At 71.9% G+C, this 23512-nt stretch carries 21 protein-coding genes; 2 read left to right on the forward strand and 19 right to left on the reverse strand.

Going from position 1 to position 23512, the window contains the following annotated elements; translation table 11 throughout:
• Positions 1-5 precede the first annotated feature (5 nt).
• From ACFYY8_RS22220 to ACFYY8_RS22300, 17 genes are all read right to left on the reverse strand, one after another.
• Complete coding sequence (locus ACFYY8_RS22220; RefSeq protein WP_390043726.1) at positions 6-884, reverse strand: serine hydrolase; 879 nt, start codon at positions 882-884, stop codon at positions 6-8.
• Positions 877-2223, reverse strand: a complete 1347-nt coding sequence (locus ACFYY8_RS22225) for a serine hydrolase domain-containing protein (protein ID WP_390043728.1) — start codon at positions 2221-2223, stop codon at positions 877-879. The genes ACFYY8_RS22220 and ACFYY8_RS22225 overlap by 8 nt, the downstream gene beginning before the upstream one ends.
• 9 nt (positions 2224-2232) lie before the next feature.
• Positions 2233-3558: a serine hydrolase gene (locus tag ACFYY8_RS22230; RefSeq protein ID WP_390043730.1), complete on the reverse strand. Its 1326-nt coding sequence runs from the start codon at positions 3556-3558 to the stop codon at positions 2233-2235.
• Positions 3507-5435 (reverse strand): S9 family peptidase, encoded by a 1929-nt coding sequence (locus tag ACFYY8_RS22235; protein WP_390043732.1) that lies wholly within the window; start codon positions 5433-5435, stop codon positions 3507-3509. The genes ACFYY8_RS22230 and ACFYY8_RS22235 overlap by 52 nt, the downstream gene beginning before the upstream one ends.
• Positions 5436-5533: 98 nt before the next feature.
• Positions 5534-6079: a bacterioferritin gene (locus tag ACFYY8_RS22240; protein WP_390043734.1), complete on the reverse strand. Its 546-nt coding sequence runs from the start codon at positions 6077-6079 to the stop codon at positions 5534-5536.
• Positions 6080-6164: 85 nt separating this feature from the next.
• Positions 6165-6806: a GntR family transcriptional regulator gene (locus ACFYY8_RS22245; protein WP_352012060.1), complete on the reverse strand. Its 642-nt coding sequence runs from the start codon at positions 6804-6806 to the stop codon at positions 6165-6167.
• Between the two features lie 48 nt (positions 6807-6854).
• Positions 6855-7700 (reverse strand): DUF4438 domain-containing protein, encoded by an 846-nt coding sequence (locus ACFYY8_RS22250; protein WP_390043736.1) that lies wholly within the window; start codon positions 7698-7700, stop codon positions 6855-6857.
• Positions 7697-8539 (reverse strand): DUF4438 domain-containing protein, encoded by an 843-nt coding sequence (locus ACFYY8_RS22255; RefSeq protein ID WP_352012058.1) that lies wholly within the window; start codon positions 8537-8539, stop codon positions 7697-7699. The genes ACFYY8_RS22250 and ACFYY8_RS22255 overlap by 4 nt, the downstream gene beginning before the upstream one ends.
• The gene (locus ACFYY8_RS22260) at positions 8536-9933 is read right to left on the reverse strand and encodes a TldD/PmbA family protein (protein ID WP_390043739.1); all 1398 of its coding nucleotides are present in this window, start codon (positions 9931-9933) and stop codon (positions 8536-8538) included. Before ACFYY8_RS22260 ends, ACFYY8_RS22255 begins: the two co-directional genes overlap by 4 nt.
• 8 nt (positions 9934-9941) lie before the next feature.
• Positions 9942-11423 (reverse strand): TldD/PmbA family protein, encoded by a 1482-nt coding sequence (locus ACFYY8_RS22265; protein WP_390043741.1) that lies wholly within the window; start codon positions 11421-11423, stop codon positions 9942-9944.
• On the reverse strand, positions 11420-12592 hold the full coding sequence (locus tag ACFYY8_RS22270) for a Gfo/Idh/MocA family protein (protein ID WP_390043743.1): 1173 nt from the start codon (positions 12590-12592) through the stop codon (positions 11420-11422). The genes ACFYY8_RS22265 and ACFYY8_RS22270 overlap by 4 nt, the downstream gene beginning before the upstream one ends.
• Before the next feature lie 35 nt (positions 12593-12627).
• Positions 12628-13560, reverse strand: coding sequence for an ABC transporter permease (locus ACFYY8_RS22275; protein WP_352012054.1), 933 nt, complete (start codon positions 13558-13560; stop codon positions 12628-12630).
• Positions 13561-13564: 4 nt separating this feature from the next.
• Complete coding sequence (locus ACFYY8_RS22280; RefSeq protein WP_390043746.1) at positions 13565-14479, reverse strand: ABC transporter permease; 915 nt, start codon at positions 14477-14479, stop codon at positions 13565-13567.
• A complete protein-coding gene (locus tag ACFYY8_RS22285) occupies positions 14476-15504 on the reverse strand; it encodes an ABC transporter ATP-binding protein (protein ID WP_390043748.1) in 1029 nt (342 codons plus the stop codon). The genes ACFYY8_RS22280 and ACFYY8_RS22285 overlap by 4 nt, the downstream gene beginning before the upstream one ends.
• A complete protein-coding gene (locus ACFYY8_RS22290; protein WP_390043750.1) occupies positions 15501-16514 on the reverse strand; it encodes an ABC transporter ATP-binding protein in 1014 nt (337 codons plus the stop codon). The genes ACFYY8_RS22285 and ACFYY8_RS22290 overlap by 4 nt, the downstream gene beginning before the upstream one ends.
• 6 nt (positions 16515-16520) lie before the next feature.
• On the reverse strand, positions 16521-18170 hold the full coding sequence (locus tag ACFYY8_RS22295) for an ABC transporter substrate-binding protein (protein WP_390043753.1): 1650 nt from the start codon (positions 18168-18170) through the stop codon (positions 16521-16523).
• 326 nt (positions 18171-18496) lie between these two features.
• Positions 18497-19528, reverse strand: coding sequence for a D-2-hydroxyacid dehydrogenase (locus ACFYY8_RS22300; protein ID WP_390043757.1), 1032 nt, complete (start codon positions 19526-19528; stop codon positions 18497-18499).
• A gap of 255 nt (positions 19529-19783) precedes the next feature.
• Between ACFYY8_RS22300 and ACFYY8_RS22305 the strand changes: the two genes are divergently transcribed.
• Together ACFYY8_RS22305 and ACFYY8_RS22310 are read left to right on the forward strand one after the other, a co-directional pair.
• The gene (locus ACFYY8_RS22305) at positions 19784-20284 is read left to right on the forward strand and encodes a hypothetical protein (protein ID WP_390043759.1); all 501 of its coding nucleotides are present in this window, start codon (positions 19784-19786) and stop codon (positions 20282-20284) included.
• A 52-nt stretch (positions 20285-20336) separates the two neighbouring features.
• The gene (locus ACFYY8_RS22310; protein ID WP_390043761.1) at positions 20337-21146 is read left to right on the forward strand and encodes a GntR family transcriptional regulator; all 810 of its coding nucleotides are present in this window, start codon (positions 20337-20339) and stop codon (positions 21144-21146) included.
• A gap of 150 nt (positions 21147-21296) precedes the next feature.
• Here ACFYY8_RS22310 and ACFYY8_RS22315 read toward each other — a convergent pair whose 3' ends face one another.
• Positions 21297-21851 carry a cysteine hydrolase family protein gene (locus ACFYY8_RS22315; protein ID WP_390043763.1) on the reverse strand — a complete coding sequence of 185 codons (555 nt, stop codon included), beginning with the start codon at positions 21849-21851 and terminating at the stop codon, positions 21297-21299.
• A 151-nt stretch (positions 21852-22002) separates the two neighbouring features.
• A complete protein-coding gene (locus ACFYY8_RS22320; protein WP_390043765.1) occupies positions 22003-23457 on the reverse strand; it encodes a serine hydrolase domain-containing protein in 1455 nt (484 codons plus the stop codon).
• Positions 23458-23512 lie beyond the last annotated feature (55 nt).

Below are 23512 nucleotides of genomic sequence, written 5' to 3' on the forward strand. Positions count from 1 at the left end.
TGACATTAGGTGCGCAGGTGGTCTATCGCCACACGAACCGCACGACCAATGGCCGCGTCCGCCTTGGGCAGCCTGAGCCCGAACGAGCGGGTCCGCAGGAAGACCGCCGCCGCGTACCGCCGTCCGTCCGGATACTCCAGCACACCCGCCTCGTTGCGGATGCCCCAGAGCGTTCCGGTCTTCCCGGAGATCTTCACCTCGTCGCCGAAGGCGGAGGACAGGCGGTGCGGCCAGATCTGGTTGCCCAGGATCCTGCGCGCCTCGGCGCAGGCCTCGGCCGGGCCCGCCTCGTCCCGCCAGATCAGGCCCAGCAGGGTGGTGACCTCCCGGGGCGTGCTCGAGGTCGTCCGCCCGGGGTCGCGTACGGCGAGCGACCCGATCCGCTCCTCGGTGACCGCGGCGAGCCCTTCCTCGTCGTCCAGGCCGGACAGGCCGAGTTCGGTGACCACGCTGCCCAGCAGCTCGGCGCAGCCGCCGATCAGCCGGGTCCGCTCCAGGCCCAGCTCGCGCAGCGTGGCGTGCACGTTGCCGAGCCCGACCCGGCGCAGCAGCACGTCGGTCGCCGCGTTGTCACTCATGGTCATCATGAAGTGGGCCAGGTCACGCAGAGTGAGCGAGACGTCGTCCACGCACCCGGAGGTGCCGATGCCGCCGTCCTTGTCCGCCGCGGTCACCGTCAGCCGCTCGGTGCGCTCCAGCTTCCCGTCCGCCGCCTGCCTGGCGTACTCCAGCAGGATCGGAAGCTTGAACACCGAGGCGAGCACCACCGGGTCGTCGGCGCCGAAGCAGACCTCGGCGTCGCCGTCGATCTCCCGGACGTGGACGAAGCCCTCGGTCTCCGCCTCCTCGAACACCGCGCGCAGCGCGCCGGAGATCTCAGACACGACGCAGCGTCCTCGCGCCCGAGTGCAGGTGGGTGGTCCGCCCGTCCTCGCCGACCACGAAGGTGATCGTCTCATGCATGCCGCCCCTGGGCTCGGCCGCGATGAAGGAGTGGCCCTCGTGGTGCACGAACCGGGTGGTGGTCCGTGTCTGGCCGGTCTGCCGCATGAACTCGCCGGGGACCAGGGTGACGTCCAGGCCGCCGGGGGCCCCGGCCACCTCCCAGCTGTACATCGGCCCGGAGTACTCACCGAGGTAGGGCGACGGGTCGACCTCCCCCGGCGCGGGAGCCGGGACGGGCAGATCCGGCACGGGCAGGCCGGTGACCTCGCGGATCAGCGGCAGCGCCAGGTCGGAGATCACCCCGGCGACGGAGCCGCCGTTGACGCTCATCGCGATCACGAAGTCCGACCCGGGCACGACCCGCCAGAACGTGCTCTGCCCGATCGTGCCGCCGTCGTGCCCGTAGACCTCGCCGCCCGAGTCGAACAGCTCGAACCCCAGGCCCCAGCGGTCGGCGAGCAGCCCGGGAACGCCGGGCACGTCGATCTGCCCGGTCCGCATGGCGGCGACGGCCTCCTCCGACAGCAGCCGGGTGCCGTCCTGCGCCACGCCGCCCGCGACGAACATGCGGCCGAAGCGGACCAGCTCGCGCAGGGCCAGGCACATGGTCGAGCCCGCGGGGGCGTTGGAGCGCGGCATCGCCCACGACCGGTGGACGGCGCCGTCGGGGCCGAGGTGCCCGGCCGCCGCCCGGAACAGGATGGCCTCCTCGGGCAGCAGCGCCCAGTGCGTCGCGCCGAGCGGCCCGAGCAGGTGCTCGCGCATGGCCTGCTCCCAGGTGGTGCCGCGCAGCCTGGCGACCAGGGCGCCGAGCACGCAGTAGCCGGAGTTGCAGTAGGAGAACAGGGCACCGGGCTCGTGGACGTGCCCCGCGTCGTGCAGGAAGCCGATGTACTTGTCCAGGCAGTCGTCGCCGCGCCCGGTGTCCTCGAACAGGTCGCCGTCGAAGCCGCCGCTGTGGGTGAGCAGGTGCCTGACGGTGATGACCTTCTCCGAGCCGTCGGCGACGGCGAACTCCGGCAGATAATCCCGAACCGGACGGTCCAGGTCGACCAGGCCCTCGTCCACGAGCTGCATGACCAGCGTGGCGGTCCAGACCTTGGTGGTCGAGCCGACCTGGAAGACGCTGTCCGGCGTGGTCTCGACGCCGGTGTCCCGGTTGACCACACCGGTGGCGACCTGGATCAGCTCACCGCCGGCCCAGAGCGCGAGCGAGGCGCCGGGCACGTCGTGCTCACGGGCGATCGCGTCGAGACGCTCCTGAAGGTTCTCCAGCATTCTCACTCCTCAGGCGATCTTCGGGGTGGCGCGGACGCCGAGGTGGACGTACGGCGAGCCGTCGGGGAGCTCGTAGAAGACGGCCGAGAGCCACTGGGGGTCCCCCTCCGGGCGGCCGACGAAGGTGGTCTCGTTCACGGCGACGAGCTCGACCTCCACGGGCGGCTGCAGTTCGGCGAGGGCCCCGGTGGGCTCGACGAGCAGGAACATCCTGTCGTCGCGGAGGCTCACCGTCATCCGGCTGCCCGCCCGCTGGTAAACGCCGGTGTAACGCTCCCGGTCGGCCTGGAACGGCTCGGCGGGCGGTCCCAGCACGGGCGGGACCGTGATCCCGGCCAGCTCGGCGAACAGCTCGGTGGCCACCGCCTGGTGGAAGGCCGCGGTGTGGCCGCCGTTGGCCAGCGAGCACACGACCGTCTCGGTGTCGGGGAGCACCCAGAACATGGCGGCCTGGCCGATGGTGTTGCCGCCGTGGGAGATCACCCGGTGGCCCTGCCACTCGTCCAGGATCCAGCCGATGCCCCACTGCCTGCCGAGGGTGTACGGGTTGGGGATGTCGACCTGCGGCTCCCACATCGCCTTCGGGTCGGCCAGCAGGCCGGTGCCCAGGTGGGCGCGGCCGAAGGCGACGACGTCGGCGGGGCGGGCGGAGATCAGCCCGGCGGGGCCCGCCGAACGCATGAGGCTGGAGACGGGGGCGGGCTTGCCGTCGAGGTGTCCCATGGCGGCGCGGAAGCGCAGCACGTCCTCGGGCAGGGTCCAGGTGTGGGTCAGCCCGAGCGGCTCGATGATCTGCTCGCGCAGCGCGGCGTCCCAGGTCTTGCCGGTGAGCCGCTCGATGACGCGCCCGGCGACGACGAAGCCCGAGTTGCAGTAGGACTGGGTCGCGCCGAGGGGGTGGTTCTGCGCGAGGTCGGCGCAGGCCGCGACGTACTTCTCCACGCAGTCGTCGCCACGGCCGGTGTCGAGGAACAGGTCGCCGTCGATGCCCGAGGTGTGGGAGAGCAGGTGCCTGATCGTGACGGTCTTGGTCACCTCGGGGTCGGCGACCCGGAACTCGGGCAGGACCTCGCAGACCGGCGTGTCCAGCGTCAGCGCGCCCTGCTCGGCCAGGATCATGATCTGGGTCGCGGTCCACACCTTGGTGACCGACCCGATCTGGAAGAGCGAGTCCGTGGTCGTCTCGACCCCGGTGTCCACGTTGAGCAGCCCCGCGGCGAACTCGTGGACCTCCCCTTCGTGCAGGAAGGCCAGGTTCGCGCCGGGAACCTCGTACTCGGCGATCAGCTCGGCGAGACGGCCGTGCCAGCGCTGGGGATCCACTGTTCCAGCCATGCGACGATCCTTTCGTTGTAGTCCGTTCGGTGGGAGGGCCTGCCGTTGAGGATGAACAGGTGGGAGCCGCCGGGGTAGCGGACGAGCCTGACCGGGACGCCCCGCTCGCGCAGCGCGGCGAACCACTGCTCGGCCTGGCCGACGGGACAGCGGTCGTCGTTCTCCCCGTGCAGGAGGAGGGTCGGCGTGGTGACCTTCCCGACGTTCTCCATGGGCGACTGGCCCGTGACGTCCCCGCCGCACTCGTGGACCTTCAGGAGGTACCCGAGGTCGGAGGTCCCGGCCATGCTGTTCAGGTCGCTGACGCAGCCGCCGGGGATGGCCGCCCGGAAACGGTCCGTCCTGGTCGGCAGCCAGCAGGAGACGTAGCCGCCGTAGCTGTAGCCGGTCAGCCCGAGCCGGTCCGGGTCGGCCACCCCCTCGGCGACCAGGTCGTCGATCGGGCTGAGGAAGTCGTCGGTGTCGGCGATCCCCCACGCGCCGACGGTCGCGGTGTAGAACGCCTCGCCGTACCCGTCGCTGCCCCTGGGGTTGAGGGTGAGCACGGTCCACCCCTTGGCCGCGAGCACCTGGTGGTAGAGGTGCACCCCGTCGAAGATCGGGGCCCACGTGTTGTGCGGGCCGCCGTGCACGTCCAGCAGCAGCGGGCCGGGTCCGGTGAGCGTCTCGTCGCGCAGCACGAAGCCCTCGACCGGTGTGCCGTCCGGCGCGGTGAACGTACGGCTGCGCGGTGTGAACAGCTCGACGTCGTCCAGCGCGTACGAGGTCAGCCGCATCGCCGCGGGCTGTCCCGCCTCCCCGTCGCCCGGCAGGTCCAGGAGGTAGACCTCCCCCGCGCTGTGCGGCGTGGCCGCGACGTAGGCGATCCTGCCCGCGGCGGCGCTGACACCGGAGACCACCTGGTCCCCGCCGACGAGCTTTTCCCCGCCCGCGCGGTAGAGGTGCGTGCAGCCGCCGTCGCGGGCGCAGAAGATCAGTTCGTCCCCGGCCTGCTGGGGAACCGCCCCGGGGTAGCCGGGGGCGCCGACCATGAGGTTGCGGTCCAGGCCCTCGGTCACCTCGGTGAGGTCGCCGCCGTCCAGGTGGAACAGGCGGGCGTGACCGACGGGCCCGCCGGTCATCCCGGCGACCAGCAGCCGTCCGCCGGTCCACCACGCCCCGGCGCAGATCAGTTCCTCGCCGGTGAGCCGCTCCGGCACGCCCTCGGGGTCTCCCCCCGATTCCTCCTCGGGGCCGAGGTCGGGCACGTCGATCGAGTAGGCGGCCCCACCGATGACCAGGTCGCGGTCCTGCCCCGTGTCGGCGACGAAGGTCAGGCGCAGGCCGTCCGGCGTCCAGGACGGTTCACCGGCGAAGGAGTCGCCCGAGGTGACCCGGACGGTCCGTCCCGTCTCGACGTCCACGACGAACAGCTGCGTCGTCAGGCCGCGCAGCAGGCCGGCGCCGTCGGCCTTGTAGCCGAGCAGGTCGGTCACCACCGGCGCCACCGGGTCGGCCTCCCCGTACGGCGCCGCGTAGGCGATCCTGGTCCCGTCGGGCGACCAGACCGCCGCGCCCGCTCCCAGCGGGGCGTCCGTCAGGACACGCGGCTCGCCGCCGTCCATCGGCAGCAGGTGGATCTGCGCCCTGCCTTCGACGGGGCGCAGGAAGGCGAGCGTACGGCCCGCGGGAGACCAGCGGGGGGACGAGTCGTGCGGGCCGCCCGTCAGGCGGCGCGGCTCGGCGCCGGGGGCGGCGAGCCAGATCTCGGAGTGGTTGGCGTCGGTTTCCCGGTCGGCCGTGGTCACCGTGTAGGCGACGGTGCCTCCGTCGGGACGGAGCCGGGGGTCTCCCGGAACCGCTATGCGGTAGAGGTCGCTGAGGGAGAGGCGGGGCATGTCCGAACGCTAGGCGCCCGTCCGCCCCGCTTCTTCGGCCGTCACGACGAACCGGACCGGTCCCGTTGTGCCGTCCTCCAACGATGCCCGGGGCGCCCTCAGCCCTTCAGCGCGGCGGGGAGCCGTTCGAGCAGTCCCCTGAGGTCGTCGGCGTGGTCCTCCTCCTGGGCGAGGATGTGCTCGAAGACCCTGCGGGTGGTGACGTCGTGGTCACCGAGCCACTGGATGATCTCGGTGTAGGAGACGATGACGATCCGCTCCGCGACCAGATCCTCCTTGATCATCTCCACCAGGTCGAGGCTGGCGTCGTACTCGGTGTGGGACCGGGTCGCCAGTGCCTCGGGGCTGAGATCGGGATCGCCGCCGAGCTGCACGATGCGCCGGGCGAGCATGTCGGCGTGCTCCTGCTCCTCGCCCGCGTGTTCGAGGAACTCGGCGGCGACCGGCTCGGCGTAGATGCCGGTCGCGGTGTAGTAGTGCCTTTTGTACCGCAGCACGCAGACCAGCTCGGTGGCCAGCGCCTCGTTGCACACCTGGATCACGCGCTGCAGGTCGGCGCCGTACGCGGGGGTGATCGGCCCCTTGTCGATCTCCTGCCGGGCCCTGTCCCGGATCTCCGTGATGTCGGTCAGAAACTCTGCCATGTCCCTCCCTCTACCCTGCTTGTCTCACACGGCAAGCCCTCCGCTCCCCCAAGGGGAGACCTTCGAAGGTGCCGGCTGAGAAAAGTCAGCCCCCGGTGTCCGCGGGCAGCGTGGGTTCGAGGTAGTGGGCGTGGATGACCGACTCGATCCGTTCCGGGTCGCCGGAGGCCAGGCCGCTGATGACGAGACGGTGGCGGCCCGCCGCCTCGGCCATCTCCAGCTGCTGGCGGTCGAGCGAGGAACGCATGAGGGCGTACATGTGGCCGTTCATGGTCTCCCACAGCTCGGCCAGGCGGCGGCGCCCTGAGGCCAGGACGATCTCGCGGTGGAAGCGGGTGTCGATGTCCACCAGCTCCTGCATGTCACCCGCCCTGGCCGCGCCGTCCATCTCCTGGACGAGCTGTTCGAGACGTTCGAAGAAGCCGGAGGGCAGGTTGGTCACGGCGTCGCGGGCGGCGGCGGACTCAAGGACACAGCGGGCGTAGCAGATGTCCTGGATGTCCTCGGTGGACATGCGGGTGACCATGCTGTACCTGCGCGGGTTGATGTCGACCAGTCCCTCGTTGGACAGGTCGCGCAGCGCCTGACGCACGGTCGCCCGGCTCACGCCGTACTCCTCGGCGATGCCCGCCTCGACGAGCCTGGTCCCGGCGGGCAGCTCGTCGTTGAGGATCTTGCGTCGCAGCGCCAGCCGTACCGTCTCGGGTAGGGATAGGTGTTCGAGCACTTCCCCTGGTGTCCTCTCTCGCGTCGCTCGCGTTGACGCCTGTCTGGTTCAGTATGGAGCGCCGCTCAGCACGGTCTCCGACAGCGCGGGTTCTCCGCCGGGGTCGACCGTGACGGGCAGCAGGTCCGCCGGGCCCGTCAGGACGGGGGTGACGCCGGGACCGTGGCCCGGCAGCGAGCTGTCGCCGTGCGCGACGACGCCGACGGTGCGCCGGCCGCGCCGGTAGCCCATGTTGTGCCGCACGTCGACGTCGTCGAGCGCGACCAGGTCACCCAGGCGCAGCCCGGCCAGGCCCGGAGTGGAGGGCGTGACCTGCACGTCCAGGTCCCACATCTGCGCGGGACGGCCCAGGCCGTTGCCCGCCAGGCGGCTGGGGACCACGCCGCGCACGGTCACCGTGACCTTCCCGTCCTCCACCCGCAGCGGCAGCAGGCCGAGCAGGCGCGGGTCGAGGTTGAGCACCTCGACGCCGGGCACGTCGAGGGAGGCGCCCTGGCCGTGCCCGCGCACGGAGATCCCGTCCCCCGGGCGCAGCGCCGCCAGGTGCTCCTGCGCCAGGCTGACGATCACCCGGCCCGCCTCACCGCGTTTGCCGACCACCCAGCCCCGCGCGCCCCGCGCCGCCCCGGTACGGACCACGACCTCGTTGCCCACGCAGGCGTAGGCGGTCAGCGCGTGCCGGGCCGCCGGGTCGGGGTGGACCAGGCAGGCCCCCGGTGCCGCGTGGTCGGCGTCGAAGCCGAACGCCGAGTCGCCGAGCCGTACGCCGAGCACGACGCCGCCGTCGCCGACCGGCACGTACGGTCTGCCGTCGGCGTCGATCCGGTAGGGCGTCATGCCGTCGATCTCCGGGTGTTCGACGATCCCGAGCAGGTTCACGGCCAGCGTGCTCATCGGATCACCTCCAGGTTGGCGTCGGGACTGCGGACGATGTGGAAGGCCTCGGCGGGGCCGGTGATCAGGGACGACGGCCCCGGTCCGTGGCCGTGCAGCATGCAGTGCCCAGTGGAGATCACGCCGATAGTGACATATCCGGACCGGTAGCCGCGACCGAAGCGGTGGTCGGCGTCCTCGATCGCCACGAAGTCACCGATCCGCAGCCCCTCAAGGCCCAGCGACAGGTCGGGGGACAGGCCCGCGTAGGCGCCCATGAGGTCGGTGTTTGCGAACTCGGAGGCCATGCCCGCGCCCGCCCCGACGGCCTCGGCCGGCACCGTCGCCGCCACGTGCACCTCAAGCCTTCCGTCGGCGCGGGTGCCGCCCGGCATCCGTTCGACCAGTTCGGGAGAGCAGTTCTTCACGGTGAGGGCGGGGTGGTCGGTGAGCCGCAGCCCCTGCCCCCTGGCCACGACCGTGACGGGGTCGCCGACGGTGACCTCGGCGAGCGCCTCCTCGGGCAGGTCGGCGAGCACGTAGGCGTGCTGGCCGATCACGAACCCCTCCGCCCCCGAGGCGGTGCGCACCGTGTTGCCGACGCAGGTGAGGAACTGCAGCGCCATGTTGGCCCCGGGGTCGCGGTGCCGGATGGACAGGCCGGGTTCCAGGTGGTCGGCGGCGTAGCCGGTGGCCGGGTCGCCGCAGTGCACGCCGAGCGTGACGCCGCCCATGCCGGGCAGCAGGAAGGCGCGGCCGTCGGCGTCGGGCCTGGGGCCGTTCCTGTCGGCCAGCGGCGGCCAGACCTCACCGGTCAGGATCTGGGTGACCAGGCGGGCGGCGTTGGTCTCCGCCCTCATGGCCTGGGTCCGAACCTGAAGCCGCGCACCCGCAGGGCGGGGGCGGTCGCGGCGCCGTTCCACACGTTCATCAGCGGCTGGGTGGCGAGTGTGTCGCCGACCGCGTCCACCCGGGACAGCAGCCCGAAGACGCTCTCGGTGAACCGTTTGCCCGCCACGGGGCGGGTGATCCTGCCGTTCTCGATCAGGAAGCAGCCGTCCCTGCTCACCCCGGTGATGGTGGTCCGCCCGGGGTCGACGACCCGGGTGTACCAGAAGCGCTGCACGTAGACGCCGCGTTCCACCCCGGCGACGAGCTCCTCGTGCGGCGTCGTGCCGGGGGCCATGACCAGGTTGGCCGGGATGGCCAAGGGCGACTCCTCGCGGGCGATGTGGGCGTGCCCGGTCGAGGGGACGCCGAGTTCAGCGGCCGTGGCCAGATCGGTCACCGCCTCCCCGACCCGCCCTCCGGTGAGGAACCCGACCCGTCGTTTCGGTGTCCCCTCGATGTCGAACGGGAACGGCAGCCCGACCCCGGCCAGCGCGTCGTCGGCGACCGTGACGCACGGCGCGGCGACCGGCTCGCCCGGGGTGCGGGCGACGGCGCCGACCCCGGCGGAGAGCGCCTGCCCGGTGAACCCGAAGGCGCCGAAGAAGTGCAGCAGCTCACCGGCGGCGATCGGGCCGAGGACGACGTCGTGCACGCCGTCGGGCAGCTCGACCGGCCGCCTGGCCCGCGCCGCCTCGGCCACGGTACGGCTCGCCGCCTCCCGCAGGCCCAGCGCCCGCGCCGACCTGCCCAGGTCGCACCAGTAGGAGGAGCCCTCGCCCGCCTTGACGGTGAGGGCGCCCGAGGCCTCGGTCGCGGCGGCGTAGGCCCGCACACCGCCGGTCCCGGCGACCGCGAGCTCGGTGACGGCGCGGCCGAACATGCCGTAGGCTCCGGCGCCCGCGGCCCTGGCCTCACCGATGACGTGGGCGGCCTCGGCCGAGCGGGCGGCGGCGTCCCACTCCTCGACGTCGGCGTGCCACAGGTCCGGTTCCGGGTACGGCCGTGCCCGCGCGACGCCGCAGGCTCCCCGGGCGCCGCCGCGCGCCAGTTCGAGCGCGGCCCGCGCGGCCGTCTCCGGCTCCTCGATCCTGGAGGTCGCGGCCCGCGCGGTACGGCCGTCCACGACGACCCGCACCATGAGCTGTCGTTCCACGATGTCCTGCGCCTGGTGGATGCGCTCCCCGGCGAAGCGGGTGTACTCCCCCGAGCGCACGGCGAGGAACGCCTCCGCCTCGTCGGCCCCCGCGGCGCCCGCGAGCGCCCGTTCGACCGCCTCGATCGCGCGGTCCCCTCCGGTGTACGGCCTCATCCCGTCTCCCCCGTCCAGGCTTCCGTCCAGGTTTCCGGCCGGGCTTCCGTCCATGCCCGCCATCACGCGACCCCGATCCGCACGCCGCGCACGAGAGCCGGGGAGGCGCCGTGTCCGAGGAAGCCCCACTGTTTCGGCTCGCCCTTGCCGCAGGGCATGCCGAACGCCCTGAACTCCCCGGGTCCCGCGACGGCCTCGACCGAGCCCCAGAAGCGCGGCGTCACACCGCCGTAGGAGAGGTTCTTGAGCAGCCGCCCGCGCCTGCCGCGCCGTACCTCGTAGGCGACCTCGGTGCCGAACTGGAAGTTCCAGCGGCGCTCGTCGATGGACCAGCTGCGGTTGTCGTCGACGTAGTAGCCGTCGCCGAGGCGGTCGAGCAGTTCGTCGAGGCTTCCCGAGCCGGGTTCGAGGAAGACGTTGGTGGCGAAGCAGACCGGCGGGTAGGCCCAGCCGTCGGCCCTCGCGGCACCGATCGGGGTGAGGCCGAGCCTGGCGGCGCTGTCCCTGCTGGACAGGAAGTCGACCACGACGCCCTCGCGGATCAGCTCCCGGCGCGCGGCCGGGGTGCCCTCGTCGTCCCAGCCGAAGGAGCCCCGGGTGCCGGGCACGGACGGGTCGGCGGTGACGTTGACCGCGGGTGAGCCGTAGCGCAGCGCGCCGAGCGCGTCCGGGGTGATGAAGGACGTCCCGGCGAAGTTGGACTCGTCCCCGAGGATGCGGTCCAGTTCGAGGGCATGGCCGCATGACTCGTGGATCTGCAGCGCCATCTGGGCGGGGCCGATCACCAGGTCCGCGGTGCCCGACGGCGCGACCGGCGCGGTGAGCAGGGCGACGGCCTCCTCACCGACCCGCGCGGCCTGTTCGGCCAGCCGCAGCGACTCCACGTACTCCCATCCGGCCGCGGCGGTGTTGCCGTGGAAGGAGTTGGGGTAGGAGCGGCGCTGCACGTCGTGCTCGTCGGCGGCGAAGACCAGCACCATGGCGCCCGACTCGACCAGGTGCTGGTGCTGGCGGGAGCCCTCACTGTCGGCGAAGTGCCGGTGCTGCCGTTTGGCGTTCAGCCCGACCTCGGCGGAGACGACCTTCTCCGGCGCCCCGGCGGCGGCGAGAGCCCGGTCGAGCAGGCCGTACCTGCCGGAGAAGGAGAAGGGGTCGGTCGTGACCTCGGTGGTGTGGCGCCCGCTTGAGGGCGGGCGCGGCGGGAGGACGACGCGTTCTGCGCCCTCGAAGGAGGCGGCGCGCGCGGCGGCGACGGCCCGCCCCGCGACGGCGCGGACGTCGGCCTCGTCTCCGAGCGGCGCCGCGGCGAACCCCCAGACCCCCTCGCGCAGGACCCGCACCCCGACGCCCAGGTTCAGCTCGGAGCGCTCGTCGCGCGCCCCGCCGTGCCTGCCGTACAGGCGGGTCTCCTCGCACTCGACGAGCCGGACGTCGGCGTACTCGACGCCGGGGCCCGAGGCGGCGCCGAGCGCCGTCTCACACAGGGCCCGTGCCGCCGCGTCGTCGTGGGCGTTCCCCCAGGTGTGCGCCTCCTGGCCCGTCACCTGGCCTCCTCAAGCGATTCGAGCGGGCCCCCAAGGGGGCTTTCAAGAGGGTCCTCAAGGGGAAAGGTGACCCAGCTGCGCTCGCGGAAGGACCGTTCGAAGGTGTTGATCGTCTCCTGGACCAGCGCGCCCTGCCCGAAGTCGCCCTGGTTGACCGGGTCACCGGAGAGGATCTCGTCGGCGAAGTCCCGGCACAGGTTGGAGTAGAACAGCAGCGGCCAGGGTTCGGTCGAGCGGCCGCCCTCGGGGAAGAGGCGCTGCGGGATCTCCCGCTCGACGAACTCGACGGAGCCCTTGCCGGCCGTCCTGATCGTCTGGCAGACGCCCGCCTCCTCGACCAGCCTGACGACGATCGCGCCCTCGGAACCGTAGACGCGGGCCTCGATGCCGGGGAAGTTGCCGACCGTGACGAACGACGACTGGATGGAGGCCAGCGCGCCGCTCTCGAACTCGGCGATCCACATGTCGCCGTCGTCGATGTTCATCCTGGTCATCAGGCCGGTGTCGCGTACGACGCGTTCGGGGACGAAGTTCCGCATCGTGCCGACCGCGGAGGTCATCGGGGAGTCGACCCACCAGTGCATGATGTCGATGATCGGCGCGCCGTAGCCCTCGATGGACGACACCTGGATGACGTCCGGGTCGGCGTCGGCGTCCACCTGGCGCAGCGGGGTCGAGGGGTCGAGCCACTGGCTGTTCTGCTCGTAGCCGTTGAAGATGTACGGCTCGCCGACGAAGCCCGCGTCGATGAGCTCCTTGGCGTACAGCACGGCGGGGGCGTATCTGAAGGTGAAGCCCAGCTTGGTCTTCAGCCCCTTCGACCTGGCCAGTTCCGCGGCCCTGCGCGTCTGCCGGTAGTCGTGGTGCACCGGCTTCTCGCACAGGACGTGCTTGCCCGCCTCGAGGGCGGCCCAGGAGATCTCGAAGTGCGCCCGGTTCCCCGTGGCCACGTCGACGACGTCGATGCCGGGGTCGTCGAGCAGCTCTCGGTAGTCGGTGACGACGCGCCCGACGCCGAAGCGCCTGCCGGCCTCCCCGGCCACGTCCGCGTCGGAGTCGGCGAGGGCGACCACCTCGACGCGGGGGTCACGCTGCCAGCCGGGGATGTGGGCGACCTGCGCCCACCGGCCCGCGCCGACGACGGCGACCCGCACCTTGTCCTGTCCCATTGTGAGAGATCCCTTCGGGGGTTGTGCCGACCCGGTCAGCGGCGGTTGCGCACGCGAGGGTCGACGACCGCGTACGTGAGGTCCACGAGGAAGTTCATGACGACGACGAAGAAGGCGGCCAGCAGCACCGCGCCCGTGACGATCGGGACGTCGAGCTGGTCGATGGCGTCGTAGGTCAGCTTTCCGACGCCCGGCAGCCCGAAGACCGACTCGATGATCAGGACTCCGCCGAGGAAGTAGCCGAAGTCCATCCCGATCATGGTGATCAGCGGGGTGAGCGCGTTGCGCAGCGCGTGCCTGGTCAGGACGGTCCGCTCGCGCAGCCCCTTCGACCGCGCCATCTGGATGTACGGCGAGCGCAGCACCTCCAGCATCTGGGCGCGGGTCATCCTGGCGTACCACGCCGCGCCCGCCAGGCCGAGGGTGAAGGTCGGCAGCGCCAGGTACCACCAGAGCGGGTCGCCGAGCCCGTTGAGCGGGAAGATCGAGAACCGGTAGGCCAGGTAGTACAGCAGCAGCAGTCCGACCCAGAACGGCGGGGCGGACAGGCCGATGAGCGCGCCGAGTGTGGCGAGCCTGTCGGCGGCGCTCTTGGGCCGGTAGGCGGCCACGATCCCGGCGGGGACGCCCAGAAGGAGCTGCCAGACGATCCCGCCGACCGCGATGAGCGCCGAGGTCGGCAGGGCCTGGGCGAGCTGTCCGGCGACCGGCGCGCCGTGCAGCGCGTAGGAGGTGCCGAGGTCGCCGTGCAGAAGCCTGCCGAGGAAGGCGGTGTACTGCGACCACAGGGGGGCGTCGAGCCCGAGCTGGTGCCGGATCGAGGCCACGGTCGCCGCGTCGGCGTTGGGGCCCGCGATCAGCCTGGCCGGGTCGCCGGGTACGGCGTAGGCCATGAGGAAGGCGAGTGTGACCACGCCGAGCAGGACCAGGACCATCTGTCCGATCCGGCGCAGAACCCATCCCGTCACGCCGTCACCTCCGTTCCGGTGCGGTCGGGTCGAGCAGGTCGCGCAGCCAGTCGCCCGCCAGGTTGAAGGCCAGGACGGTGGCGATCAGGCAGAGACCGGGGGCGAACAGCAGCCACGGCGCGACCTCGTAGTATCTGCGGCCGTCGTCGACCATCTGGCCCCAGGAGGCCTCGGGCACCGGCACGCCGACGCCGATGAACGACAGCGAGCTCTCGATGAGGATCGAACTGGCCACGCCCAGCGTCGCGTAGACGATGATCGCCGGGACGAGGTGCGGGAGGATGTGCCTGACCATGATCCGCGTGTCGCTCACGCCGAGCGTGCGGGTCGCGGTGACGAACTCCCGCTCACGCAGCGAGAGCACCATGCCCCGGATGACGCGTGCCAGGTAGGTCCAGTAGACCAGCGCGATGACCAGCACCACGTTGCGCTGGCTGGGCCCGGTGACGGAGATCAGCGCGACGCAGAAGAGCAGGATCGGGAACGACATGACCATGTCGGTGATCCGGCTGATCACGGTGTCCACCAGGCCGCCGAAGTAACCGGCGGTCACCCCGGCCACGACCCCGACGACGGTGGCCAGGCCGTTGGCGACGACGCCGATGGTCAGCGAGACGCGGGCGCCGTACAGGAGTCTGGACAGCACGTCGCGGCCGTTGGGGTCGGTGCCGAGCGGGAACTCCCCGCCGGGCGGCACGGGCGCGCCCCTGGCGGTCAGCCCCTCGGCGTAGGTGCGCATCGGGTCGTGCGGGGCCAGCAGCGGCGCCAGGATCGCGGCGAGCACCAGCAGCACGAGCACGGCGACCGAGACGAGGGCGGGGACGTCCCGCAGGAGGCTGCGTCCCGCCCTGCGCAGGCCGTCGCGCACGCGGGGCCCGGTGGGCTCGACGGGCTGTGCGGCGGTCACGGGATCGGTCACGGTGTCACCTCGGGATTCCGCTCCGGCCCGGGGTTCCGCTCCGGTTCGGGCGCGAGGTGGCAGGCGGTGAGCTGGCCGCCCCGTTTGACCGCGAGTTCGGGCCTGACGGTGCGGCAGATCTCCTCGGCGAGCGGGCAGCGCGGATGGAAGGCGCAGCCCGCTGGCGGGTCGGCGGGGCTCGGCGGCTCCCCGGCGAGCCTGACCCTCGGCCCGGTACGGCGCGCGCCGGGCACCGGGACCGCCGCGAGCAGCGCCTGGGTGTAGGGGTGCCGTGGGGCGCCGAAGACCTGGTCCCTGGTGCCGATCTCCACCAGCCTGCCGAGATACATGATCGCGATCCGGTCGGCGGCGAACCGCATCGTGGACAGGTCGTGGGAGATGAACAGGTAGGCCAGTCCGCTGTCCTCCTGCAGGTCCTTGAGCAGGTTGAGGATCTGGGCCCGTACCGAGACGTCGAGGGCGGAGACCGCCTCGTCGCAGGCGATCACGGCCGGGTCGACGCCGAGCGCGCGGGCGATGGAGACCCGCTGGCGCTGACCGCCGGACAGCTCGTGCGGGTAGCGGGTGGCCAGGGCGGCCGGCAGCCCGACCCGCTCCAGCAGCTCCCGTACCCGCGCGGGCCGTTCCCCGGCGGGCAGGCCCCTGACGCTCAGCGCCTCCTCGACGGTCGCGCCGATCCTCATACGCGGGTCGAGGGAGTCGTAGGGATCCTGGTAGACCATCTGCATCTGGCGGCGGAAGGTCTTCAGGGCCGCGCCCCGCAGCCCCGCGATGTCGCGCCCGCCGATGCGGACGCGCCCACCGGCGGGGTCGGTGATGCGCAGCAGGGCGCGGGCGACCGTGCTCTTGCCCGAACCCGACTCACCGGCCAGGCCGAGGGTCTCCCCCGGCGCGACCGTGAACGAGACGCCGTCGACGGCCCGCACGGTCACGCCGCGGCGGCGGGAGAAGTGCACGCGCAGGTCCTCGACCTCGACGACGTTCACCTCGCGTTCTCCTCTCTGGTGTGCGGTCCCGGTGCTCATGGGCGCTCCCCGGCCCCGGTGGCGACGTGGCAGGCGACGCCGCCCTCCATCCGCGGTTCGATCTCGTGGCAGACGTCCTCGGCGAGCGGGCAGCGTGAGGCGAACGAGCAGCCGGGCGGGCGGGCGCCCGCCTGGGGCGGACTGCCCGGGATGGACGGCAGCCTGCGCGGCAACGGCCCCGTCATGGCGGGGATCGAGCCGAGCAGGGCGCGGGTGTAGGGGTGGCGGGGGGCGCCGACGATCTCCTCGGTCGTGCCGCTCTCGACGACGCGCCCGCCGTACATGACCAGGACGCGGTCGCAGAACGTCGAGACGACGCCCAGGTCGTGGCTGATCAGGATGACGGCCGTGCCGAGTTCGGCGGTCATCCTGTCCATCAGGTCGAGCACCTGGGCCTGCACGGTGACGTCGAGCGCCGTGGTCGGCTCGTCGGCGATGAGCAGCCTGGGCGAGCAGGACACGGCGATGGCGACGGCGACCCGCTGCCGCATGCCGCCGGAGAACGTCATCGGGTAGTCGCGCAGCCGGGCCGCCGCGTCCGGGATGCCCACCTCGGCCAGCAGCTCCGCGGCCCGTACGGCGGCGGCCCTGCGGTCCATGCCCAGGTGCTCACGGAGCGTCTCGGTGACCTGGCGTCCGATCCGCACCAGCGGGTTGAGGCTGGAGAGCGGGTCCTGGAACACCATGGCCGCCTGCGCGCCCCGCCAGCGGCGCAGTTCGTCCCTGGGGAAGGCGAGCACGTCACGTCCCTCGAAGCGGACGGCGCCCGACTCGACGGTCGCGGCGGGCCCGAGCAGCCGCATCACGGCCTGGGCCGTGACGGACTTGCCCGAACCGGATTCGCCGACGATACCGAGGCGTTCGCCCGCGGCGACGGAGAAGGAGACCCCGCGAACGGCCGTGTGGTCGCCGTTGGGCGTCGCGAAGCGGACGACGAGGTCGTCCACGTCGAGCAGCGCGTCCATGGTCAGCCTTTCACCGGGGGCGGCGGGAGCATCGGGGATCGTCACAGGGGGTCAGCCGAGCGGCTTGCCGTCGGTCTTCCAGTAGTTGGTCATGTCCCAGGCCCAGACGGGCTGCGGGAAGTAACCGCCCACGTTCTTGCCGAAGACCTCGGTCTTCGAGCCGTAGTAGAGGGGCACCAGCGAGTTGCCCGCCAGCAGCCTGGTGCTGGCCTGCGTGTAGAGCCGCTGGGCCTCCTGCTCCGAGTCGGTGGCCAGGGCCTTCGCGACCAGGTCGTCGGTCTCCTCGTCGCAGGAGAAGGCGTAGTTCTGGCCGCCCTGGACGGCCGCGGCGCAGGCGGTGAGGGCCTGGAAGAAGTTGCTGCCCTCGGGGTAGTCGGCCACCCAGAAGCTGAGCGCCATCGGCGCCTTGCCCGGGGTGCCCGCCAGTTCGAAGAACGTGCTCTGCTGGAGCGGGCGGGGCTCGGCCTTCACACCGATCTTGGCGAGGTCCTGCTGGAGCTGGGGCAGCAGGTTGGTCCACGGCGGGGTGTTCCAGGAGTAGAGCGTGGTGGAGAAGCCGTCGGGGTAGCCCGCCTCGGCGAGCAGCTGCTTGGCCTTGGCGATGTCCTGGTCGTGGACCAGCTTCTCGTCGGTGTGGCCGAGCACGCCGGGCGGCAGGAACTCGTTGGCCACCTGGCCCTGGCCGTTGACCAGCTTGAGCAGGAAGGCGCGGTCGACGGCGTAGGAGACGGCCTCGCGGACCTTCGGGTCGTCGAACGGCTTCATCTTGACGTTCAGCGTCAGGAAGTAGGTGCTGGGCTTGGCGATGGTGACGGTGCGGTCCTTCAGCGCCGCGTTGGCCGTCACCGACAGGTACTGGGCGGGCGGGATCGGGTCGCCCATCAGGTCGATCTGGCCCTTCTCCAGCTGCAGCAGCGCCACGTCGGGGTTGACCCCGAGCAGCTCGACGACCTTGTCCACGTAGGGGCGGGGCCTGTCCCAGTACTTGGCGTTCTTCTCCAGCACGATCTGCCGGCCGGGGGAGAACTCCTTGAAGACGAACGGGCCGGAGCCGAGCGGTTTGGTGGCCGCCTCCGCGCCGGAGCCCTCGGGGATGACCGAGGCGTGCGGCATGGCCAGGATGTACTTGAAGGCGGAGTTGGGCTGGGTCAGCTCGATCCGCAGCTCGCTGTCGGAGACGACCTGGATGCCCTTGGGGGTGCCCTCGGGCTTCTTTCCGTACTCCTCGGCGCCCGCGACGCCGGTCCAGAAGCCGCGCACCGGTGACTTGGTCGCGGGGTCGAGGATGCGGGCGAAGGAGTAGGCGAAGTCCTTGGCCGTGACGGGCGAGCCGTCGGAGAAGGTCATCCCCGGCCTGATCCTGATCGTGTAGGTCCTGCCGTCGGGCGAGACCGTGGGCGGCGCCTCGGCGCCCTGCGGGACGAGTTCGCTGGTCGAGCCCTTGTAGTCGTAGAGGCGGTCGTACAGCATCCGCATGTTGTTCCAGCACGTCGCGTCGTAGCAGACGGCCGGGTCGAATGTCTTGGGGTCGGACTTGTAGGCGACGGTCATGGTCCCGCCGGCCCTGGGCGTGCCGTCGGCCGGGCCCGTGCCGGGGGTATCCGCGTTTCGCTGGACCCCGCCGCAGGCCGCGGCGGCTCCGAGCGCGACCACGGTCGTCGCCGTGGCGAACATGATGCGGGAGCGGCGTGTTTTCGCCATCGGTTCCCTCCTCTGGAAGAGCAATGCGGAGTCCTCGATCCCCCGAGGACCTGGTGGAGGGACTGGCCCGCCGTCCTGCTCGCTGCCTCCGCTGTCGATCGTCGACAATCGACAATATGGAACGAGATTCGGGCTACCGTCAATAGCTGATTCGGCCCGTTATGAATCCGCGTTCAACATACCTGGCAGGGCTGTGAGCTGCCGAAACGCGGGCGCGCCCGACCGCCCGCCCCACCGCGACCCCCTTGGGGACACGCCGTACGACGAGCCGCCCCACGGCGGCCCGCCGGAACTCCGGGACGGGCGTCAGGACATCCCTCGTGCGGTCAGTAACCCTTCTCCCGGTCGAAGACGTTGCGCAGCGGACGCCCGTCGAGCCAGCGCCTCAGGTTGTCGGTGAACAGCTCGGTGATCGCCCGGTTCTCCGTGTCGACGGTCGAGGCGGAGTGCGGGGAGACGACGACGTTGTCCATGTCCCACAGCGGCGACTCGGGTGGCAGCGGCTCGGTCGAGAAGACGTCCAGGAAGGCGCCGCCGAGACGGCGGGCGGCGAGCGCCTCCGTCAGCGCCCGCTCGTCGACCACCTGGCCGCGCGAGATGTTGACCAGCACGGCCCCCGGGGCCAGCGCGGCCAGTTGCCGTTCCCCGACGAGGCCCTCCGTCTCGCCGGTGAGCGGGCAGGCGAGCACCAGCGCCCCCGCCCCGGCGAGGGCGTCGTCGATCTCGGTGAACGGCCACAGCCCGGACAGCCCGGGGATGTCGTAGGTCCGCCCCGGCCTGCCGACGCCGACGACCTCGACCCCGAGGGCCGAGAACACCTTGACGACCTGGCGCCCGATGCCGCCGAGACCGACCACGGCCAGCCGCAGGCCTGTCAGACCCCGGGTGGTGTAGCGCTCCCAGTTCCGCCGCGCCTGCCGGCGTGCCAGGTCGGGCACGCCCTTGACGAAGTGCAGCACCCCGGTGAGCGCGAACTCCGCCAGGGGAACGGCGTGGACGCCCGCGGCGGTGGTGAGCACGAGGTCGCCGTCCGCCAGCCCGGTCCTGCGGGCGAACTGCCCGATGCCCGCGCTGGTGGCCTGCACCCAGCGCAGCTCGGGGCAGTTGACCGGCATGGCCGCCGGGTCGAGCCAGTCGAAGTCGAAGCTGACGTGCGCTCCGGCCCGCAGGTCCCGCCAGCGGTCGAGGTCGGCCTCCGACAGCTCGGGCCTGATCCCGGTGTGGTCGGCGGAATAACGCGGACGGGGCAGCAGATCCGGCTCGTAGAGGACCTCGACCCGTGGATCGACGGCCCTGACGGCCTCCACATGCTCGGGTTCCAACGGTGACGCCACCAGCACGCGGAGCTTGTCTGCCACCACGCCTCCTCGATTGTCGATCGTCGACAATCGAGGCTAGGACGGCCTCTTTCCCTCCCGCAAGGCTCCGCGATCGTGAGTACCCCACAGTTCCCACACCCGCCGGTGAAGAAACCCTTAACGACGAGGCCCCGGCGGCGGCGGTCGCGGTAAGGCCCTCCCTACCCCCGACTCGGGTGCGCGCGGGCGTGAACGGCCACGTCCTCGCGGTGAAGACTCTTCACGTATCGATCCCCCCGACTTCGAGGAGGCCTCATGTCCACCCAGCTCCTGGCCGGCTCCCCCTCCGTGCCCGCCTCCGTCAGGTCCGCCGCGTCGCTCTGGTTCATCGCCGTGGGCGCGGGCGCGTTCGAGTCCGCCCTGGCGGTGGCCGATCTGCTCGCCAGGGGAACGGCCTCCGCGACCGGCCTGGCGGGCGGTCTCGGTCTCCGGCTCGCGATCTTCGCCGGAGCGATCTTCCTGGCGGTGCGCCTGCGTCAGGGCCGGGGCTGGGCACGTGTCACCCTGGCGCTGACCCTGGGGATCTTCGGCACGTTGTCGCTGGTCGTCGAGCCGGTCCAGTGGCTGATGGCCGGAAACTCGATCCTCGAATTCTTCGCCGACGCCGACGTCATGACCCTCACCTTCGCCCTCAGCCGGGTGGTGCACCTGACGGCGGTGCTGGCCGCGATGGCCCTCATGTTCAGTCCCGCGGCCAACGTCTACTTCCGCGACGCCCGTTCCGGTCTCTCCCGGACCCCCGGCGAGACGGCCTGAGGCCTCGTCGGCGCTCTGATGTATCAACGTTTCACGTTGATATCCTTGGCCGGTGTCCGACATCCATGGCGTGGTCACCGGAACGCCGCACATCCCCGCGCTGTTGCTGGTCGGCGGGGACGAGACCGGCCTCGACCGCACGAGCCAGGCCTACCGGGCGATCAGGCGCCAGATCATCGATCTGACGCTGCCGCCCGGCAGCGGCTTCACCGAGACGTCGCTCGCCCAGCAGTGGGGCATCAGCAAGACGCCCGTGCGCGAGGCGCTCGCCCGGCTGAGACGCGACGGGCTCGTGACCGCGCTTCCGCGCGCGGGCTACGTCGTCAGCCCGATCACGCTCCAGGACACCGACGATCTCTGCGCCCTGCGGTCGCTGCTGTCCGGTGAGGCCGCGGGCGCCGCGGCGCGCCTGGGAGTCACGGCGCCGGCGCTCGAACGGCTCGAAGCGCTGTCCAGGGTGCCCTTCGCGCTCGCGGCGGGCGAGGCGGGGCAGGAGGAGTCCCTCCGGGCCGGCATCGAGTTCGAGGGCGTCATCGCCAACTTCAGCGGAAACAGCCGTCTGGGCGAGGCGATCGTCGACGTGCTCGACGAACTGGAGCGTGTCCTGAGGATGGCCGCGTTGATCGACCCCGGCATCGCGAGCCCGCCCGGAGAGCTTGGGACCGTCTTCGAGCGGCTGCGCGCGCGGGACGCGGACGGCGCCCAGGACGCGATGCGCGCGCGGTGCGAACGCGTGCGCCACGACGTGCTTCGGGTCCTCGCGAAGAGCGCCTCCGTGAGCAGGGCGCACATCGAGCTGCCCGCGCCGTCGCGTCCCGGGCCCGGTGCCACGGCCGGGAAGCGTCCCGGCGCCTCCGGGTGACGGATCGGCCTCTCCTGTTCGCTCCGGCCCGAAGGCCGGGGCACCGCGGACGAGCCCGGCGGCCTCCGATCCGTCAGAGCGCTCCCGGCTTCCGGTCCTGACGCCGGACCCGGTCCGCCGGAACCCCGGGGTCGCGGCGCGACCCGGCTGTCACACCCGCCCTCCGTGCCATCCGGCGCAGGGCACGACCTCGAACCCCCGGCTGGGGAAGACGGCGTCCATGAAGAAGTCGTGCATCGCCTGGTCGCCGTCGGCGCAACCGTCGCGCAGCACGGTCACCCGGTAGCCGCGGTCCGCGGCGTCGTAGCACGTCGCGGCCACCATCGCGCTGGTCGCGACTCCGGCGACGGCGAGTGCGCCGACACCGCGGGCGCGCAGCACGAGGTCGAGGTCCGTACCGGCGAACGCGCTGGCGCGGCGCTTCAGCACGACGACGTCCTCGTCGGCGACCGGCAGATCGATCTCGATCCCGGCCGAGCTCTCGTGGAAGGTGTCCCCGGCGTCGTAGAACGTCCGGTACAGCGCGTCGCCCGGCGGCAGGTCGGCCCCGTTGTCGCGGAAGGCGAAGTGCACGAACACGACGAGCACACCGGCCGCGCGGGCGCGCGGGAGCAGTTCGGTGAGCGGTGGCAGGACCTGCCCGGCGAACGGATAACCGCCCGTGATGCCCCGTTGGACGTCTCCGATGATCAGTGCGGTGGTCATGAAACGCTCCCGTCCGGCCGCTCCGTCCGGCGCCCCGCCGGTCGAGGACCGTGACCGGGGCACCGGGGTCTCCTTCGCTCGACGCGCGACTGAGATCACAGTAGGTGCGAGTTAAGATATCAGCAATCCTCCGCAGCCGATCCGGCGAGCCTCACGACGGGGCGCCGTCGAGGACCAGGGCGGAGGCCGCCCGGCCGACGTGGTGGAAGCACCAGAGGCGACGGCCGAGCGCGACCGCCCCGAGCACGAAGCAGGTGAGGCAGAGGAGCGCCAGCAGCGGCATCAGCCAGGCGGTGACGATCCAGTAATGGAAGCTGAACTCCCCCCAGATCGGTGTCGGCAGCACCACGCCCAGCACCGTCACCAGGGCAAGGGGCACGAGCCGCAGAACCAGTCTCGGCCGGCGCGCCGCACGGCGCCGCGAGGCCCAGCGACGTGCTCGGACGACCGCCGTGACCAGCAGCGCGGCCATCCCCAGCGTGAGCCCGAGCAGGACCGCGTTCACGACGGTGAGCGGGTTGCTCATCGGCGTCACCGGGGCCCCGATCCGTTCGGCGAGAAGGTCGGTCGAGAGCGTGGCGGGATCACCGGCGCCGTTGGTGAGGACGAGGGCGGCCACACCGGCCTTGGGCGAGAAGACCATGTCCCCGGTCCACGTCGCCAGTGTTCCGCCGTGGCCGACCAGCGACGGCGGGGCGCCCGCCGTGACGGGGCGGGCCTGCCAGCCGAGGGCGTGGTCGCCGGCATTCGGCTGGGGGGTGTGCAACGCGGCCAGGGAACGGGCGCTCAGCAGGCCCGCGCCGAGGGTGCCCTGGTTGAACCGCAGCCACCGCACCATGTCGTCCAGGGTCGAGATCACCCCGCCGTTTCCGACGCAGAACCCGGGCATCTCCGGTGCCGCGACGGCGACGCCGAGAACGACCTCGTACCCGGACGTCAGGCCCTCGGCGTGATCGGAACACCCCAGCGTCGAGCTGGTGCCGGTCATGCCCAGCGGCGTGAACAGCTCGGTGCGGAGGAAGGCGTCGAAGGACTTCCCCGACACCACCTCGACGATCCGCGCCGCGATCGAGTAGTTGGTGTTGTGATACTCCGCGTGGGTGCCCGGAGCGGTGGCCAGGGTCTTGTCGGCCAGCCTCGCCACGACCTCCCGTGCGCCGCGCGGAGGCGGGAACACGTACTCGTTGTTCGTGCTGATCGACAGCCCCGAGGTGTGGCTGAGGAGCCGGCGCACGGTGATCTCGGTGAAGCGCGGATCGGCCATCCTGAAGTCGGGCAGGACCTTGACGACCGGGTCGTCCAGGGAGACGCGGCCACGGTCGACCAGCAGCATGATCGCCGTGGCCGTCATCGACTTGCTCATCGACGCGACCCGGAACCGGGTCCGCGCCGTCACCGGGTCGCCGTCACCGTCCCGGCCGCGGACGATCGTCTCGACCGAGGATCCGTCGATCACGGCCGCCGCGACACCCGGCGTGCCGAAGACGGAGCGGTACTCGTCGACCAGTCGTCCGCCGTCGGCGGTGGCGGTGGCGGTGGCCGGTGCCGTCCAGCCGAGCAGCGCGGCGACGAGCGCGAGGAGGGAAATCACACGTAGGAAACGCACGACGTCGAACCTAGGCAGGGCGTCACCGGCCGGCATCACCCCAAGGGGTGGGACG

Source organism: Streptosporangium sp. NPDC001559 (genome assembly GCF_042893955.1).
Lineage (GTDB): Bacteria > Actinomycetota > Actinomycetes > Streptosporangiales > Streptosporangiaceae > Streptosporangium.

What these genes read in the sequence shown, in the direction of transcription:
- ACFYY8_RS22225 (WP_390043728.1), bottom strand. Translation starts at nt 2,223, where the DNA reads ATGCTGGAGAACCTTCAGGAGCGTCTCGACGCGATCGCCCGTGAGCAC.
- ACFYY8_RS22230 (WP_390043730.1), bottom strand. Translation starts at nt 3,558, where the DNA reads ATGGCTGGAACAGTGGATCCCCAGCGCTGGCACGGCCGTCTCGCCGAG.
- ACFYY8_RS22235 (WP_390043732.1), bottom strand. Translation starts at nt 5,435, where the DNA reads ATGCCCCGCCTCTCCCTCAGCGACCTCTACCGCATAGCGGTTCCGGGA.
- ACFYY8_RS22240 (WP_390043734.1), bottom strand. Translation starts at nt 6,079, where the DNA reads ATGGCAGAGTTTCTGACCGACATCACGGAGATCCGGGACAGGGCCCGG.
- ACFYY8_RS22250 (WP_390043736.1), bottom strand. Translation starts at nt 7,700, where the DNA reads ATGAGCACGCTGGCCGTGAACCTGCTCGGGATCGTCGAACACCCGGAG.
- ACFYY8_RS22255 (WP_352012058.1), bottom strand. Translation starts at nt 8,539, where the DNA reads ATGAGGGCGGAGACCAACGCCGCCCGCCTGGTCACCCAGATCCTGACC.
- ACFYY8_RS22260 (WP_390043739.1), bottom strand. Translation starts at nt 9,933, where the DNA reads ATGGACGGAAGCCCGGCCGGAAACCTGGACGGAAGCCTGGACGGGGGA.
- ACFYY8_RS22270 (WP_390043743.1), bottom strand. Translation starts at nt 12,592, where the DNA reads ATGGGACAGGACAAGGTGCGGGTCGCCGTCGTCGGCGCGGGCCGGTGG.
- ACFYY8_RS22285 (WP_390043748.1), bottom strand. Translation starts at nt 15,504, where the DNA reads ATGAGCACCGGGACCGCACACCAGAGAGGAGAACGCGAGGTGAACGTC.
- ACFYY8_RS22295 (WP_390043753.1), bottom strand. Translation starts at nt 18,170, where the DNA reads ATGGCGAAAACACGCCGCTCCCGCATCATGTTCGCCACGGCGACGACC.
- ACFYY8_RS22305 (WP_390043759.1), top strand. Translation starts at nt 19,784, where the DNA reads ATGTCCACCCAGCTCCTGGCCGGCTCCCCCTCCGTGCCCGCCTCCGTC.
- ACFYY8_RS22315 (WP_390043763.1), bottom strand. Translation starts at nt 21,851, where the DNA reads ATGACCACCGCACTGATCATCGGAGACGTCCAACGGGGCATCACGGGC.